Here is a 15538-nt window from a genome sequence, read left to right on the forward strand (position 1 = left end):
TCAGGATCTGCCCCACCGGCAGCGCGGCGGCGGCGGATTTGAGGAACATGTCCTCCAGCGCGAAGGCCCCCATCGCCAGCACCATCAACAGGCTTCCGCGCAGCGTATCCATGCAAGACCTTTCCGCAAAAATCACTTCAACTGAATGTCTGCACCGATTGGTAGGCCCCGCGCAGAAAATTCACAAGTGAAGCGATGTCAGCCCGGCTGCGGCAAACCCGCCTGGCGGTAGTGGTGCATGTTCAAAAACACCGCGCCGGTGGTTCCGCTGCGGTAGCCATGCGGCTGGTCGGCGGCAAAGCGCAGCCCCTGGCCGGTGTCCAGCGCCACCCAGGCGCCATCGCGCAGCAGTTCCATCCGGCCTTGCAGCACGAACACCTCTTCGGTGACGCCCGCGTCATGCGGCTGCGACTGGTGGCACTGGCCCGGCTTCAGCGTCACCTGAAAGGTCTCGGCCCCCAGCAAGGGGTCGAAGGGGAACACCATCTTGACCGCGATGCTGCCGGGGAACTGCACCGTCTCGTAGACCCCGTCGCCCTCGCCCGCGGGCCGGGTCGCCTGGCCGATCAGCGCGGTCAGCGGCAGGTGAAACCCCTTGGCGATCTTCCACAGGGTGGCGATGGTCGGGCTCGATTCGCCGCGCTCGATCTGGCCCAGCATCGCCTTGCTGACGCCCGTCACCTCTGCCGCCTTTGACAGGCTCAGCCCCGCTGCCGTGCGAATATCCCGCAAATTCAGGGTAATGCTGTCGTCACTCATGGTCCTTGCCTGCCCCCAACCGCCGCCGCCAGAAAACGCTTGTGCGTTATAACGCACGTGTGCCAGTGTGCGCTATAACGTACGGCCACCCTATGCCACCCGGCAGCCAAGGAAAACCCACATGCTCAAGGATCTGAAACTCTCGCATCTTGTCTCCGGCACGGTGGCGGTGCTGGTGGGATATACCGGATCTGTCGCGATCATTTTCCAGGCGATCGAGGCGGCGGGCGCCAGCCAGGCGCAGGCCAACAGCTGGATGCTCGCGCTGGGGCTGGGCATGGGGATCACCTGCCTGATCCTGTCGCTGCTCTCCCGGATGCCGATCCTGACGGCCTGGTCGACACCGGGCGCGGCGCTGCTGGCGGTCAGCCTGCCCGGAGTGCCGATGGAGCAGGCCGTGGGCGCGTTCCTGCTGTGCGCCGCGCTGCTGGTGCTGACCGGCGTGACCGGCTGGTTCGCCGCCCTGTCGCGGCTGATCCCCGACAGCCTGGCCAGCGCGATGCTGGCGGGCATCCTGTTCCAGTTCGGCCTCTCGGCCTTTACCGCGCTGCAGACCGACACGGCGCTGGTGGCGGTGATGGGTCTGACCTTTCTGGCAGGCCGCCGCCTGTTTGCCCGCTACTGCATCCCCGCCGTTCTGGCCGCGGGCGTGCTGTACTGCGCCGCCACCGGCAGCTTTGGCAGCCTGGAGGCGCTGGACCTGACGCTGGCGCGTCCCGAGTTCGTGATGCCCGCCTTTTCACTGCCGGTGCTGATCGGCATCGGGCTGCCGCTGTATATCGTCACCATGTCCTCGCAGAACATGCCCGGCGTCGTGGCGCTGCGGGCCGCGGGCTACCAGCCGCCGGTCTCGGCCTGCCTGACCGTGACCGGGCTGGCCTCGCTGCTGCTGGCACCGTTCGGGGGCTTTGCCTTCAACCTTGCCGCCATCACCGCTGCGATCTGCGCCGGGCCCGAGGCGGATGAAAACCCGCGGACGCGCTATCTGGCCGGGGTGATGACAGGGCTGGTCTACAGTCTGGTCGGGCTGGGCGGTGCCACCGTCATCAGCCTGTTCCTGATCGCGCCCGCGGCGCTGGTGGCGACGGTCGCCGGGCTGGCCCTGCTGTCGACCATCGGCAACAGCCTCTCCGCAGCACTGGCAGAGCCGGACGGGCGCGAGGCCGCGCTGGTGACCTTCATGGTCACGGTGTCCGGCATCAGCTTTGCCGGTATCGGCGCGCCGCTCTGGGCGTTGCTGCTGGGGCTGGCGGTGAATCACTGGCTACGCCGCCCCGTCCCTGCGCCAGCACGGGCCTGAGCCGCCAAAATCACCCTGAAGAGAAACCATCAGACCCTCCAAATCCGGCGCAAAATACGCCATAAATTACCCAACCCACCCCTGGCCGGTTGCCTTTATTGCGCAAATCGTGTCCCTAGGGCCAAATTCAAAGGGAAGCGCTACCATGCCGATGTACCGATCCAGAACCTCCACCCATGGCCGCAATATGGCGGGCGCGCGCGGACTGTGGCGCGCGACCGGCATGAAGGACGATGATTTCGGCAAGCCGATCATCGCCATCGTCAACTCCTTCACCCAGTTCGTACCCGGCCACGTCCACCTCAAGGACCTCGGCCAGATGGTCGCCCGCGAGGTCGAAGCCGCCGGCGGCGTGGCGAAGGAGTTCAACACCATCGCGGTGGATGACGGCATCGCCATGGGCCATGACGGCATGCTCTACTCCCTGCCCTCGCGCGAGGTGATCGCCGACAGCGTCGAATACATGGTCAACGCGCATTGTGCCGACGCGATGGTCTGCATCTCCAACTGCGACAAGATCACGCCGGGCATGCTGATGGCCGCCATGCGCCTCAACATCCCGGCGATCTTCGTCTCCGGTGGCCCGATGGAAGCGGGCAAGATCGACATCGCCGATCTCGACATGAAGAAGATCGACCTGGTGGATGCGATGGTTGCCGCCGCGGACGACAAGTTCACCGACGAGCAGGTGAAGCACATCGAGGAAAACGCCTGCCCCACCTGCGGGTCGTGCTCGGGCATGTTCACCGCCAACTCGATGAACTGCCTGGCCGAGGCGCTGGGTCTGGCGCTGCCGGGCAACGGCTCGACGCTGGCCACCCACGCCGACCGCAAGGAGCTGTTCCTGGAAGCCGGGCGCAAGATCGTCGAGATCACCAAGCGCCACTACCAGGACGAGGAAAAGGGCTTCCTGCCGCGCGAGATCGCCACGTTCGAAGCTTTCGAGAACGCGATGAGCCTGGACATCGCCATGGGCGGCTCCACCAACACCGTGCTGCACCTCCTGGCGATTGCCAACGAGGGCGAAGTCAACTTTACCATGGCCGACATGGACCGGCTGAGCCGCCGCGTGCCCTGCCTGTGCAAGGTCGCGCCGAACATCCACAACGTTCACATGGAAGACGTGCACCGTGCCGGCGGTATCTTCTCCATCCTCGGCGAGCTGAGCCGTGCGGGCCTCCTGCACGAGGACTGCCACACCGTCCACACCCCGACCATCGGCGAAGCGATCGCCAAATGGGACATCAAGGTGACCGACAACCCCAAGGCGCTGGAGCTGTTCAAGGCCGCCCCCGGCGGCGTGCGCACCACGCAGGCGTTCAGCCAGGCCAACCGCTACAAGGAGCTGGACACCGACCGCGAGAACGGCGTGATCCGCGCCAAGGAACACGCCTTCAGCCAGGACGGCGGCCTGGCGGTGCTGTTCGGCAACATTGCCCGGGACGGCTGCATCGTGAAGACCGCGGGCGTCGATGAGAACATCCTGAAGTTCACCGGCTCGGCCTATGTCTGCGAGAGCCAGGACCAAGCGGTGAACGACATCCTGACCGGCAAGGTCAAGGAAGGCGACGTGGTGGTGATCCGCTACGAAGGCCCGCGCGGCGGTCCGGGCATGCAGGAGATGCTGTATCCGACCTCCTACCTGAAGTCGAAGGGGCTGGGCAAAGCCTGCGCGCTGCTGACCGACGGCCGCTTCTCCGGCGGCACCTCGGGCCTGTCGATCGGCCACGTCTCGCCCGAGGCGGCCGAGGGCGGCGAGATCGGCCTGGTGCGCAACGGCGACACCATCGAGATCGATATCCCGAACCGCACCATCCACCTCGCGGTCTCCGACGAGGAGCTGGCGGCGCGGCGCAAGGAGCAGGACGCCAAGGGCTGGAAACCCGCCGAGCCGCGCAAGCGCAAGGTCTCCAAGGCGCTGAAAGCCTACGCCATGCTGGCCACCTCCGCCGCCAAGGGGGCCGTACGCGCGCTGCCCGACGAGGACTGAGGCCGGACACGCCCAGAAAAATGCCAAACCCGCCGCCCTCACGCGGCGGGTTTTCTTGTAGCGCCCGAGCCTGAAACCGGGTCAAGGGCCGCGCAGGGCGCGGCGGCGCAGCCGCTTGCCCTTGAGGCGGTTTCAGGCGCCATACAATGGACCAGGCGCGTTCAGGGCAGACCTGCCCCTGAACCGCTTCTCAGCAAACTTCCTTCATCTGCGCAGCTCTCCCGCCCCCGCTTCGGCCCGCTGGCTGGCGCCAGCACGCCACGCGGCGTTGGGCGTGGCGCCGTGCCGAGGCACGGCGCGCCTCCGGCGGGAGTATTTCAGGAAAGGAGAAGCTGCTCTGCCAGATGACACACCCACCCGCGCCGCGCCAGCGGCGCCCGGCCCAAGGCTTTACGCTGCATCTTTGATGCTGCGCAAAGGCGCGGGAGCTCTCCCCGGTGCGCCGATCCACCTACTCCCCCAGTTTGGCGTGGACCTCGTCCAGGTCGATCTCTCCGACCGGCATCTTGTTGCCCGGGTTTTCGAAATCATATTTGAACAGCTCGAAATCGCGCTTGTAGATCTCATAGACCAGGTGCATCGACAGGTCGTCGAAATAGTCCTCTACGGCGTGCGCGCGCTTGGGGCCGTGGCCTTCGCTTTCGTTGAAGCGGGGGATCGCGGCCAGGTCCACCGGATGCGGCGTGTCGATGGCGTCCAGCACCTGCTGCATCCCGTCATTGAATGCCTCTGTCCAGAAGATCTTGTTGTACCGGCCGCCGTTCAGGATAAAGGTCGAAACATGTCCCGACATGGCCGACCAATGGATGTCAGGGTCCATCGGGCGGCGCCAGCGGATGGTGTCGCGCGCGAACAGCAGGAATCGACGGAAGCTGGCGATCTGGTCGAAGTCCTGCTTGCCGTCCTCGCCACCGACTTCAATGCCATAGTCATAGGCCAGCTTTGGAACCAGGTTGCCCCGATAGCGTTTGCCGTTGCGCTGGATGCCGCAGATCTTGTCGAAAAACGACGACAGGATACGGGTGTAAGGGTTGCGCACGCAGGTGAAGGCATAAGACCGTTGCGCCTGCACGTTCCGGGTGATCGGCTCCTGGCTGTGCTCCTGCGCCCATTTGTGCAACCCGGTCGTCGAGTCGTGAATGTCACCTTCGTAGAACCTGCCATGGTCCGAGTAGTAGAGGATCTGCCCGATCGTCGAGCAGGCGCATTTTGGCACCACCCGATACACCACGCTCTCACTTTCCGTCATCCAGGTGCCCGGGAACCCCATGTGCTGTCTTCTCTCTGTTGCACTGTCATCGGCCCCAGTAATGGCACAAGTTTACGAAAACCGGAACTATCTGGTTTATTCGCAGGGATTGCATGCGTATCAAGAGATACAATCAGGCAAGACAAGGCGGACCGTCACGAGTATGGCAAAAATCGCGTACATCCTGCTGTGCCATAAAGACCCGGAGGCCATCATTCAGCAGGCGGAACGGCTGACGGCCGTCGGCGACTGCGTGGCCATCCATTTTGACGGCCGCGCCGCGGCGCAGGACTATCTACAGATCCGCGCAGCCCTGGACGACAACCCCAACGTGACCTTCGCCAATCGGCGAGTCAAATGCGGCTGGGGCGAGTGGTCGCTTGTCGAAGCCACGCTACACGCCCTCCGCAGCGCTGTTGCCGCCTTCCCGCGCGCCACGCATTTCTACATGCTGTCGGGCGACTGCATGCCAATCAAAACCGCCGAATACGCCCACCGTTTTCTGGACAGCCACGACTGCGACTTCATCGAGAGTTTCGATTTCTTCGAAAGCGACTGGATCAAGACCGGCATGAAGGAAGACCGGCTGATCTACCGCCATTATTTCAACGAGCGCAAACACAAGCGTCTGTTCTACCTGTGCCACGAGGTTCAAAAGCGGCTGGGGTTGCAACGCCGACTGCCAGCCGACATCCAGGTACAGATCGGCAGCCAATGGTGGTGCCTGCGCCGCAGAACCGTCGAAACCCTTCTGAAGTTCATTCGGCAGCGCGAAGATGTGCTGCGCTTCTTTCGCACCACCTGGATACCGGACGAGACGTTTTTCCAGACCCTGGTGCGCCACCTGATCCCGGAAGCCGAGATCGAGTCTCGGACGCTTACCTTTCTGATGTTCACCGACTACGGCATGCCGGTGAATTTCTACAACGACCACTATGATCTGCTGCTCGGCCAGGATTTCCTCTTTGCCCGCAAGATCAGCCCGGAAGCCCGCGAGCTGAAATCGCGTCTGGGACGGCTTTATGCGGCCGAGGACGTGGACTTCCAGATTTCCAACGAGGGAAGCAACCTCTACAAATTCCTCACCCAGCGGGGCCGTGTCGGGCGCAGGTTTGCGCCCCGGTTCTGGGAGACCGAAAGCAGCCTGGGTCGCGAGCGCGAATTGCTGGTCGTGACCTGCAAGAAATGGCATGTCGCCAAGCGCCTGCTGGAACAAATCCGCCACGCGACGAACATCCCCGCCATCGACTACCTGTTTCACGAGGAACACACGCCGCTCCCGGACCTGGGCGGCATCGAAGCCGCGTTGTTCAAGCGCACACGCCACCGCCGGGCCCTGCTGCGCATGCTGTATGACTACTACCAGTCAGACAGGTTGCTGATCTGCCTCGACCCTTCGGCGATCGAGTTGATGCACGACTTCCATTCCGACCGCTGCACCACCCGTTTCCTGCATATCGAGTGCAATTTCAGCGACGACTATCTGGTCGGCCATGCGCAACGGGTCGGGCTTGCCGGTGAGCGCACGCCGAAATCTGCCTTGAACAATCTGCTGCCGACCATTCGCAACGACATTACATACGAGGCCGACAGCATCCGCGATGCCGGGTTCGATCATCTTTCGCAATTGAACGAGAATGCGACGACAGAGCAGAACGCTGCCCAGCTTGCCCGGTTTCTGAGTGTTCCGCAGGAACAGGCGACAGAGATACTTCGCGTCGATCACCTGTTCTGCGACTGATCGGCATCTGACAGCCACAGGCCAGGACAAGTCGACGGCGCGCAACCACTTGGATGCGCGCCGCTCAGCTCAGATGTCCACTTCGACGCGGCCGATGGGGTTGGAGCAGCACGCCAGGATATAGCCTGCCTCCACGTCCTCCTCCGAGATGCCGCCATTGTGCACCATATGCACATCGCCCGCGGTCTTCTTGACCTTGCAGGTGCCGCAGATGCCAAAGGTGCAGCCGGAGGGGATGTTGAGGCCGGACGCCTTGGCCACGGCCAGAACCGTATCGGTCTCGGTGCAGGCGGAGGTGACGCCGGAAGCGGCAAACAGGATTTCTGCGGCGGCGGTTTCCTCCGGCACCACATCGTCCAGTTCGGGCGCATCCGCAGCGGTTTCCACCGGCGCGCCAAAGCTTTCCTGGTTGTAGTTTTCCATGTCGAAGCCGAGGCCGTTCAACATGTCGCGCACAGCCTGCATGAAAGGTTCCGGCCCGCAGCAATAGACCTCGCGCTCCAGGTAATCCTGCGCGATGAGGCCCAGCATGATCTGGTTCAGCTGCCCGCGATACCCCGTCCAGACCTGATAGGGGTCGTCCTCCTCGACCACGAAGTGCAGCTTGATGCCCGGCACCCGCGAGGCCATGCTTTCCAACTGTTGGCGCGCGATGATCTCGCTCGGGCGCTTGGCACAGTTGATAAAGCAGATGTCGGGCGACTGGCCACGGTCAAACAGGTACTGTGTCATCGACAGGCTGGGCGTGATGCCGGAGCCGGCCGAGATGAACAGGAACTTCCCGCTGGGGCGTTTGGGCAGGGTGAAGACCCCCGCCGGTCCGGAGGCACGCAGCTTCATGCCGGGGCGCAGATGGTCCAGCATCCAGCGGGTGCCGATGCTGTCTGCCTGCGCCTTCACGGTGACCGAGATCGACAGCGGCCGCGACGGCGAGGAGCTGATCGTATAGGTGCGCCAGACGGTTTCCCCCGGCACCGGCAGTTCCAGCGTCAGGAACTGGCCGGGCTGGTACTTGAACCAAGCGCCCGAAGGCGCGCGGAAGCTGAAGGTCGCGGTGTTCGGCGCTTCCGGCACCACCGAGACGCATTCCAGCATCTCGTCGTCCTTCCACGCGAGGGTTTCATCGAGGGTCTCGAAGTTGGCCTGCAGTCCCATCGGTTTACTCCGCCGCCACCAGATGGCGCCCGGTCAGGGCGCGGGTCAGATGCTCGGCATACCAGTTGGAGAACTGGATCACGCCGCTTTCCTGCACCTTGGAATACGGGCCAGGCTGGTACGCGGGCGAGTTGATGCCACGCTGGTTGTCTTCGACCACGATGCGGTCCTCGTCATTGGTGGCGATCCAGACCTCGGTCAACCGCTTCAGGTCGTAATCCTGACCTTCCACCGCATCCTTGTGGACCAGCCACTTGGTGCTGACTTCGGTTTGCGTCGGGCTAATCGGCGTGACGCGGAAGACGATGGAGTGATCCGGCAGGAAGTGGTTCCAGGTGGTCGGATAGTGGAATTTCAGCAGCGTGCCCGCGTCCGCAAAGGGCACCCGGCCCAGCGGCTTGGCGACGGCGGCCTTGCCGTCCATGGTGTAGCTCTCGGCGCCCTCGTTCAGCGGCATCCGTGCCAGCCGGTGCTGGCCGCGCGCATCGATGCGGAACTGCGCCGGGCAGCCTGCGGCCTCGATCCGGTCGAAATGCTTTTGCAGATGCGGCGGGGTCTCGCCGCCCTCCACCCCGGTGACCGAGGGATCCTCGGGGAAGGTGCGGCACAGCGACGGGTGGTTGCCACCGCAGTGATAGCACTCGCGGTTGTTTTCCCAGACCAGCTTCCAGTTGCCGTTCTCGATGATCGCGCTTTCATGGGCGATCTTGGCATTGGCCAGGTCGTGCGGCTCCAGATAGGGGCGTGCCACGTCGGCGAAGGCGTCGAAATCCGGAGCCTCATCCGCGAGACAGATGTAGATCAGCCCTGCGAGGTCGCGGCAATGCACCGGCTTCAGCCCGTGCTTGGAGGCGTCGAAATCCGGCCCCATGTCGCGCGCCCACAGCAGTGAGCCGTCCAGTTCATAGGTCCACTGGTGGTAGGGGCAGACCAGTTTCGGCGAATTGCCCTTCTTGGCCTTGCAGACCACCGAACCGCGGTGGCGGCAGGAGTTGTGGAAGGCCCGCACCTCGCCGTCGGTGCCGCGCACGATGATAACGTTGTAGCTGCCGACCTGGTGGGTGACGTAATTCCCGGGTTTCGGGACTTCACAGGCGGGGATGGCAAACAGCCACTCGCGGTAGAAAATCTGCCGCATGTCCAGATCCAGAACACCCGGATCGGTGTAGAACGCCTGTTCCAGGGAATGATTTTCCTGCCGGGCCATCAGCTTGGCCAGAATTTCGCTGTCCTGAAGCATCTGTCTCTCTCCTTCGCCGCGGCCCCGCGGCGGGTTGGCTTGGGTGCGGGCACGACTGGAGAGATTGCTGGCCACACGCCCGCAACCGCCCTGCCGCATCCGCGGTTGACGTTTCTGGCAAGGCTGGAGGTCGGACGGCCCGCAGCGTTTCGACCGATGGCGCATGGCAGCTGCCTGAAGGCTCCTTCAGCGGCTTTCAGCCATGCCCCAAACAGGGTCTCCGTTGCGCAGGCAGTGTCGTTGTTCCACCAGCTTCCCAATTTTCCGCCCCGGAGGACGGCACCTTGCTGAAGCGGAAATTGCCCGATTTGCGACTATCCAGCGGAACCAAAACCGACCCGCAAAAACCGGAAAAAGACATGCATGCCAGAACCCTTGGCGCGGACAAACCTGTCCAATGCCGCAAAACGTGCGACGCGTTCGAAATGCGTCAGGACCTGTATCTGGCCAAGGGGACAGCCGCCTGCCCTGCAGCGAATCCCGACTGCACGGCGCGTTGCATTACCGGCCCGGAAACCAAAAAGGGCCGCCTCGACGGCGGCCCTTGGTCAATTTGATCTCCAGCTTTGCAGCCAGCGCCGGAACCGACCGCGCCGCTCGGCGATGGCATCGCCCGCGGCATACAGGCTGTCCTCTGCGCTCTCGAGCATCGGATCGATGCGCGCCCGGCGGAAGCGCCGCCAACGCACCCATATCGCCCAGAGGAACCCCGCCAGGAACACAAGGAAGATGATTGTGAACCAATTGGTTGGCTTGTCATCCGGACCGGCCACCGGTTTGATCGAGACCGCATTGGGAAAGGCCGACAGGAACTCGTTGCGCCAACCATAATGCAGCACCGCCACCCATTCCGGGTTGGCCTTGGTCGAAATACTGTCGTTGGCGTCGGTGTAGAGGTTGGCGGTGTCGAACTTGAAATACGGCGGCCAGTTCCAGCCGGTATCCTCGTTGCGGTAGACGATGGCGCGGCCATTCGGCCGCACGCCCTGGATAAACTGCACGTCGCGATTGATCAGCTGCGCCGAGCGATCATCCGGGCTGGACCAGAAAATGCGTGTCCAGTCGTTCAGCTCCTGACGTTCCTCGTAGGTGTTGACGATGCGCACCACATCATACTGCGGCAAGGTATAATGCAGGAAGGCGCCAAACAGCCCCCAGAAGGTGATCAGAAATGCCCATTTGATGAAACGCATGGGAGGAGCCTCACATGAAGTTAATGACGTAGATCAGGAGCGCCAGCGCCCCCAGCGGAACGATGTAAACCAGCAGGATCAGTCGGCGACGAAAGGACCGGTCGTATTGTTTCAGCCCTCGCTGGATGAAGGCCGCGCGGTCTCCGGTCAACCCCTTGTCTTTCCAGCGACGCTTCAGCTTCGCCCGCCGCGCTTCGCGGGAGTAGAGCGACACCGCCCCGTAGACCAGGGTCAGAACCACCAGCAAAATCAGGACCAGGCGCAGAAAACCGAACATTCAAAAGCCTCCCAGCGTGCAGGCATCACAGTGCCCTGACGCGGGCGCGCGCGTCGGCCCGCCCAGGGTCAGCCGTGTCCGTTCAAACCTGGTAACGCTCATATGCCCGTCCCATCATGCCAAGATGCCATATAATGATATGGGCATGTGAACGCGACTTACATCCCCTCCCCGCCCAATCTTCGGCACCACGAACCGCCCTTCGGCAAAATCGCCGGGGGCTTTTCGAGGACAGAGACAAAGCTCGCCGCCCGCAACCGACAGGCTGGGGCGGCGACGAGAGGTCAGTTGTTCTGATGCTTTTCCAGCACCAGAAAGGTCATCATGCCCAGCGGCGGCAAGCTTTCCTGCTGCTCGATGCGCAGCCGGTCGTCCTTCAGGATGGTTTCCAGCTCGAAATCGGAATGCCAGCCGATCACATTGGCCAGCGGGGCCGACAGCCGCTCCAGCGATGCACGCACCCCCTTGCCGCTCTTGAAATGGTTGGTGACGACCAGTTTGCCGCCGGGCTTCAGAACGCGGGCGATCTCGCGCATGACCTGTTCCGGCTCCGGCACCACCGACAGCACGTGCATTGCTGCAACCGTGTCGAAGGCATTGTCCGGGAAATCCAGTTGGCGCGCGTCCATCTGGCGCAGCGCCTCGACGTGGCTCAGGTTCATCTCCTGTACCTTTGCCTCGGCTTTTTTCAGCATGTCATGGCTGAAATCGATGCCGGTGACCTTCAGATGCGGCGCATAATGTTGCAGCGACAGTCCGGTACCGACGCCGACCTCCAGCACATTGCCTTCGCGCGCGTTGATGAACTGCACTGCGCGCCGACGACCAGCGCGGGTCACCGCGCCGAATGTTCTGTCATATACCGGCGCCCAGCGCGCGTAGGATTCCTCGACAGCCTTGATATCCAAAAGTACCTCCTCGAAAAATTGTCATTCGCGCGACTGAAAGATCAGCCCCCAAATCACGATGGCAACATACCCAAGACACAGAACCACCAGCACGGTCCACGCATAGGTCAGCAAGGCCGCAGCCATGAACGCGAAGCCCACCAGCAGATATTTGACATGTTCGCGCGAAATTTTCATGGCCTTGGGCGACCAGGTCGGAATGTGGCTGATCATCAACAGACCGATCACCACCATGTTCAGGCAAATCAGCAGCCCCGGCAGGACCATTTCCCCGTCGAAGGCAAAAGAGATGAACATCGGCAGCAGCGCCAGCAGCGCGCCGGCCGGGGACGGGATGCCCTCGAAGAAGCCACTGCGCACCTTGGCTTCCTCTTCGGACTTGGCGCTGACATTGAACCGGGCCAGGCGCACCACGCAGCAGACCGAGAACACCAGCACCGAGATCCACCCTGCGCCGCGCACGTCCTGCAACGCCCACAGGTAGATAACCATCGGCGTCGCCACCCCGAAATTGAGGAAATCCGCCAGCGAATCCAGCTCCGCGCCCATCTTGCTCTGGCTGCGCAGCGCGCGGGCCAGCCGCCCGTCCAGACCGTCCAGAAGCGCGGCCAGAATGATCATCAGCACCGCTGGCATGAAACTGCCGAAGATCGCAAAGCGGATCGCCGTCAGACCGGCGCAAATGGCGCCGATGGTCATCATGTTCGGCATCAGCTGGATCAGCGCGAACTCCGATTTCTTTTTTTCCTGGGCGTCATACATGGCGGTGGCTCTCTCTTGCTCGCCGAGCATTTCCTGCCGGGCGCAGGGCACGGTGCGGCCAGTGACAAGCAGGAAGCAGACTTTCGGCCTATGGGCACATATGCCCCAAGACCCGCTCCGGCGCAACGTCCCGAACACCGCCTGCGCGCTGGCCTGTCCTTTACCAATTCTTAGAGCCGTCCGGTGAATAGTCCAATCAGCAGCATTTGCTTCAAATGAGGAAAACTAAAAATTGCCTGACCGCCAATCTCCCGTCTCCGACCGCACATCCCAGCCTCAGGCAGCGCCGGAGGCCGAAGGCTTTGTCACCCTGGCCAAGTCCGAATCCCTGGCCGATGGCGGCATCCGCACCGCCCGCCTGCTGTCGCGGGCGTTGCAGCAGGACCCACACCACCACGAAGCGCAGGTGCTGCGCGAGCGCCTGCACCAGACCTTCGTGCCGCGGTGGCATTTCCCGATGCTCGCCGACACCGCCCGCAATCGCGCCTATGCCGAGGCAATCGCCGCCAAAGTGCGGCCCGGCGACATCGTTCTGGACATTGGCTGCGGGGCCGGGCTGACCGCAATGCTGGCCGCGCGCGCCGGCGCGAAACATGTCTATACCTGCGAACAACAGCCGCTGATTGCCGAAGCGGCACGGCGGGTGATCGCCGACAATGGCCTTGCCGACCGGGTTACCGTCATCTCGAAGTGGTCCCATGACATCGTCATCGGCGAAGATATGCCGGAACCCGCCGACGTGGTGATCTCGGAGATCGTGGACACGGTCCTGCTGGGCGAAGGCGCGCTGGCCACGTTGGCCCACGCGATGGCGGCCCTGGCCAAGCCGGGGGCCCGCGCGGTGCCGGAACATGGCACGCTCCGCGCACGCCTGGTGCAATGCGACGGGCTGATGAACCAATGGCGCCCGGCGCAGGCAGAGGGGTTCGACCTCAGCGCATTTCACCAGTTTGCGCGGGTGGCTCAGATCACGCCGGGCGACTTTGCCGCCAGCGGCATGCGGGCGATCGGGCCAGACTGTGACCTGTTCCGCTTTGATTTCACCCGCCCGACCATCGATCCCGGTCGCATCACCCGCGAGCTGGTCTGCGACCTCGGCGGTACACTGCAGGCGGTGCTGGTCAGTTTCGAAATGCAGCTGGCCGCGGGCATTGCGGTGGACAATGGCCTCACCTCAGACGGCCATTGGGGGCGCACGGCGTTCCTGCTGGACCAGCCGCGTCAGGCCCTCCCCGGCGACCGCGTTACGGTCACCGCGCAGCATGACGCCGCGAATCTCAGCCTTTCGGTACATCCCGAAATCGCAAATGCGCAGTCCACGGCAATGCGCATGAACCATGCCTGGCTCACCCGCCAGCCGCACCCAACGCCCGCAGCGCCGGAGGCCCCCGTTTGGCTGCCTTCAGGCGAGACGGTCACACCCCCGGTGCAACCCTACCACTAGGTGCATGTTCGCGGCGCGGTATTCGCGCAGCAGCAGGGGGACGCGTCCCCCTGCTCTTGACCGTACACAGCCATCACCCCACCACGTTGAACGCCGGGCCGTAGGGATACTTGGTGATGTTCTCGTTTCCGTCTTCCTGAATCAGCAGGATGTCGTGCTCCCGATAGCCACCGGCCCCCGGCTGCCCTTCCGCCAGTGTCAGCATCGGCTCCATCGAGATTACCATGCCCGGCTCCAGCACCGTGTCGATGTCCTCGCGCAGTTCCAAACCAGCCTCGCGCCCATAGTAGTGCGACAGCACGCCAAAGGAGTGGCCATAGCCGAAGGTGCGGTACTGCAGCAGATCGCGTTCTTCGAAGAAGGCGTTGATCTTGTGGGTGATCTCGGCACAGCTGGCGCCCGGCTGCAGCAGCGATATGCCATATTCATGCGCCGCCACATTGGCCTCCCAGATCTCGAGGCTGGCATCATCGACTTCGCCGACGAACATGGTCCGCTCCAGGGCGGTGTAGTAGCCCGAGATCATCGGGAAGGTGTTCAGAGACAGGATGTCGCCGCGCTGCAGGCGGCGGCTCGTCACCGGGTTGTGCGCCCCATCGGTGTTGATACCGGACTGGAACCAGACCCAGGTGTCGCGGTATTCCGCATCGGGGAAGCGTTTGGCGATTTCCAGTTCCATCGCGTCGCGCCCGGCCATCGCCACGTCGATCTCGCGCACGCCTTCCCTGACCGCATCACGGATCGCAAAACCGCCGACGTCGGCCACCGCGGCACCGGCGCGGATCAGCTCGATCTCGGCCGCCGACTTGCGCATCCGCTGCTCCATCGTCGGCAGGTAGAGGTCAACCAGTCTCGAAGGTTTCAGGAAACTCTCCAGCTTGTCCTTTTGCAGCAGCGTCAGGTGATCGCTCTCGTATCCGACGACGGCATTTTCACCGCTGACCGATTTGATCGCACGCCAGAAATTGTCGCGCTGCCAGTCGGTATAGGTGATGTTGTCGCAGAACGACCGCCGCCAGGGCTGGCCCGCATCGATGCCGGCACTGATCGTCACCGCCTCGGTCTCGGTCACCACCAGGCCGTAGGGGCGGCCAAAGGCGCAGTAGGTGAAGCCCGAGTAATACGAAATGTTGTGCATCGAGGTGAAGACCGCAGCCGTCACCCCAGCGTCCGCCATGATCTTGCGCAGGCCCGCGATGCGCGCCTCATACTCCGAAACGGAAAACTGCAACGGCGCCTTTTCGCCATTGTGAAAACGGTACATGTCAGGACGTGAAGTCATATCAGACCCTTCCTTCTTACAAGAAAGGTCCCGGCGTTCAGGACAGTTTTTGGAATGTCAGGGCACCATGAATCCCATGCGGCGACGCCATCGCCCGGCCCATGCCGCGAAGATGGGGCGGAATCGCGTGGCTGGCAAGAAAAAAGACGGACGGCTTCTGCAGATCTTCGCCAAGGACCGCGCCGCAGTCTACGCCGTGAAACGAAAACGCCCTCCCCCATGCGAGGGAGGGGCGCGT

Annotated in this window: 14 protein-coding genes, 1 pseudogene and 1 riboswitch; of the genes and pseudogenes, 5 read left to right on the top strand and 10 right to left on the bottom strand. The window is 63.2% G+C overall.

What is annotated here, in order from left to right; genetic code table 11:
• Together AB9K35_RS19350 and AB9K35_RS19355 are read right to left on the bottom strand one after the other, a co-directional pair.
• A pseudogene (locus AB9K35_RS19350) lies at window positions 1-112 on the bottom strand (EamA/RhaT family transporter); the annotation flags it as partial.
• A gap of 86 nt (window positions 113-198) precedes the next feature.
• Complete coding sequence (locus AB9K35_RS19355) at window positions 199-759, bottom strand: helix-turn-helix domain-containing protein (RefSeq protein ID WP_369928652.1); 561 nt, start codon at window positions 757-759, stop codon at window positions 199-201.
• Between the two features lie 121 nt (window positions 760-880).
• On the opposite strand from AB9K35_RS19355, the gene AB9K35_RS19360 reads away from it, so the two are divergent.
• Both AB9K35_RS19360 and ilvD read left to right on the top strand, forming a co-directional pair.
• On the top strand, window positions 881-2059 hold the full coding sequence (locus AB9K35_RS19360) for a benzoate/H(+) symporter BenE family transporter (protein ID WP_369928654.1): 1179 nt from the start codon (window positions 881-883) through the stop codon (window positions 2057-2059).
• 145 nt (window positions 2060-2204) lie between these two features.
• Window positions 2205-4049, top strand: a complete 1845-nt coding sequence (gene ilvD, locus AB9K35_RS19365; protein WP_369928656.1) for a dihydroxy-acid dehydratase — start codon at window positions 2205-2207, stop codon at window positions 4047-4049.
• 451 nt (window positions 4050-4500) lie between these two features.
• On the opposite strand, the gene AB9K35_RS19370 is transcribed toward ilvD, so the two are convergent.
• A complete protein-coding gene (locus AB9K35_RS19370; RefSeq protein ID WP_369928658.1) occupies window positions 4501-5319 on the bottom strand; it encodes a sulfotransferase family protein in 819 nt (272 codons plus the stop codon).
• 142 nt (window positions 5320-5461) lie between these two features.
• On the opposite strand from AB9K35_RS19370, the gene AB9K35_RS19375 reads away from it, so the two are divergent.
• Window positions 5462-7039, top strand: coding sequence for a DUF5928 domain-containing protein (locus AB9K35_RS19375; protein WP_369928660.1), 1578 nt, complete (start codon window positions 5462-5464; stop codon window positions 7037-7039).
• A gap of 69 nt (window positions 7040-7108) precedes the next feature.
• On the opposite strand, the gene AB9K35_RS19380 is transcribed toward AB9K35_RS19375, so the two are convergent.
• Together AB9K35_RS19380 and AB9K35_RS19385 are read right to left on the bottom strand one after the other, a co-directional pair.
• Window positions 7109-8194 (bottom strand): 2Fe-2S iron-sulfur cluster-binding protein, encoded by a 1086-nt coding sequence (locus AB9K35_RS19380; protein ID WP_369928662.1) that lies wholly within the window; start codon window positions 8192-8194, stop codon window positions 7109-7111.
• Window positions 8195-8198: 4 nt separating this feature from the next.
• Window positions 8199-9434 carry an aromatic ring-hydroxylating dioxygenase subunit alpha gene (locus AB9K35_RS19385; RefSeq protein ID WP_369928664.1) on the bottom strand — a complete coding sequence of 412 codons (1236 nt, stop codon included), beginning with the start codon at window positions 9432-9434 and terminating at the stop codon, window positions 8199-8201.
• A gap of 103 nt (window positions 9435-9537) precedes the next feature.
• Window positions 9538-9736, bottom strand: a riboswitch (cobalamin riboswitch).
• On the opposite strand from AB9K35_RS19385, the gene AB9K35_RS19390 reads away from it, so the two are divergent.
• Window positions 9719-9991, top strand: a complete 273-nt coding sequence (locus AB9K35_RS19390) for a hypothetical protein (protein WP_369928666.1) — start codon at window positions 9719-9721, stop codon at window positions 9989-9991. (Overlaps the previous riboswitch by 18 nt.)
• Here the strand turns inward: AB9K35_RS19390 and AB9K35_RS19395 are convergent.
• The 4 genes from AB9K35_RS19395 to AB9K35_RS19410 all read right to left on the bottom strand — a co-directional run bounded on the left by AB9K35_RS19395 (window position 9983) and on the right by AB9K35_RS19410 (window position 12574).
• Window positions 9983-10627 carry a DUF1523 family protein gene (locus tag AB9K35_RS19395; protein WP_369928668.1) on the bottom strand — a complete coding sequence of 215 codons (645 nt, stop codon included), beginning with the start codon at window positions 10625-10627 and terminating at the stop codon, window positions 9983-9985. The genes AB9K35_RS19390 and AB9K35_RS19395 overlap by 9 nt on opposite strands.
• A gap of 10 nt (window positions 10628-10637) precedes the next feature.
• The gene (locus AB9K35_RS19400; RefSeq protein ID WP_222454820.1) at window positions 10638-10904 is read right to left on the bottom strand and encodes a hypothetical protein; all 267 of its coding nucleotides are present in this window, start codon (window positions 10902-10904) and stop codon (window positions 10638-10640) included.
• 284 nt (window positions 10905-11188) lie between these two features.
• Entirely contained in the window at window positions 11189-11812 is a 624-nt protein-coding gene (locus AB9K35_RS19405; protein ID WP_222454819.1) for a methyltransferase domain-containing protein, read from the bottom strand.
• A 21-nt stretch (window positions 11813-11833) separates the two neighbouring features.
• Complete coding sequence (locus AB9K35_RS19410) at window positions 11834-12574, bottom strand: phosphatidylcholine/phosphatidylserine synthase (protein ID WP_222454818.1); 741 nt, start codon at window positions 12572-12574, stop codon at window positions 11834-11836.
• 232 nt (window positions 12575-12806) lie between these two features.
• Between AB9K35_RS19410 and AB9K35_RS19415 the strand changes: the two genes are divergently transcribed.
• Window positions 12807-14018: a 50S ribosomal protein L11 methyltransferase gene (locus AB9K35_RS19415; RefSeq protein WP_369928672.1), complete on the top strand. Its 1212-nt coding sequence runs from the start codon at window positions 12807-12809 to the stop codon at window positions 14016-14018.
• A gap of 73 nt (window positions 14019-14091) precedes the next feature.
• On the opposite strand, the gene AB9K35_RS19420 is transcribed toward AB9K35_RS19415, so the two are convergent.
• Window positions 14092-15300, bottom strand: coding sequence for a M24 family metallopeptidase (locus tag AB9K35_RS19420; RefSeq protein ID WP_369928674.1), 1209 nt, complete (start codon window positions 15298-15300; stop codon window positions 14092-14094).
• Window positions 15301-15538: the final 238 nt, after the last annotated feature.

This window comes from Leisingera sp. XS_AS12 (genome assembly GCF_041224635.1).
Taxonomy (GTDB): domain Bacteria; phylum Pseudomonadota; class Alphaproteobacteria; order Rhodobacterales; family Rhodobacteraceae; genus Leisingera.

Bases quoted from the DNA above. Each gene is read 5' to 3' on its own strand.
- AB9K35_RS19355 (WP_369928652.1), bottom strand. From the start codon at position 759: ATGAGTGACGACAGCATTACCCTGAATTTGCGGGATATTCGCACGGCA.
- AB9K35_RS19360 (WP_369928654.1), top strand. From the start codon at position 881: ATGCTCAAGGATCTGAAACTCTCGCATCTTGTCTCCGGCACGGTGGCG.
- ilvD (WP_369928656.1), top strand. From the start codon at position 2,205: ATGCCGATGTACCGATCCAGAACCTCCACCCATGGCCGCAATATGGCG.
- AB9K35_RS19370 (WP_369928658.1), bottom strand. From the start codon at position 5,319: ATGGGGTTCCCGGGCACCTGGATGACGGAAAGTGAGAGCGTGGTGTAT.
- AB9K35_RS19375 (WP_369928660.1), top strand. From the start codon at position 5,462: ATGGCAAAAATCGCGTACATCCTGCTGTGCCATAAAGACCCGGAGGCC.
- AB9K35_RS19380 (WP_369928662.1), bottom strand. From the start codon at position 8,194: ATGGGACTGCAGGCCAACTTCGAGACCCTCGATGAAACCCTCGCGTGG.
- AB9K35_RS19385 (WP_369928664.1), bottom strand. From the start codon at position 9,434: ATGCTTCAGGACAGCGAAATTCTGGCCAAGCTGATGGCCCGGCAGGAA.
- AB9K35_RS19395 (WP_369928668.1), bottom strand. From the start codon at position 10,627: ATGCGTTTCATCAAATGGGCATTTCTGATCACCTTCTGGGGGCTGTTT.
- AB9K35_RS19400 (WP_222454820.1), bottom strand. From the start codon at position 10,904: ATGTTCGGTTTTCTGCGCCTGGTCCTGATTTTGCTGGTGGTTCTGACC.
- AB9K35_RS19410 (WP_222454818.1), bottom strand. From the start codon at position 12,574: ATGTATGACGCCCAGGAAAAAAAGAAATCGGAGTTCGCGCTGATCCAG.
- AB9K35_RS19420 (WP_369928674.1), bottom strand. From the start codon at position 15,300: ATGACTTCACGTCCTGACATGTACCGTTTTCACAATGGCGAAAAGGCG.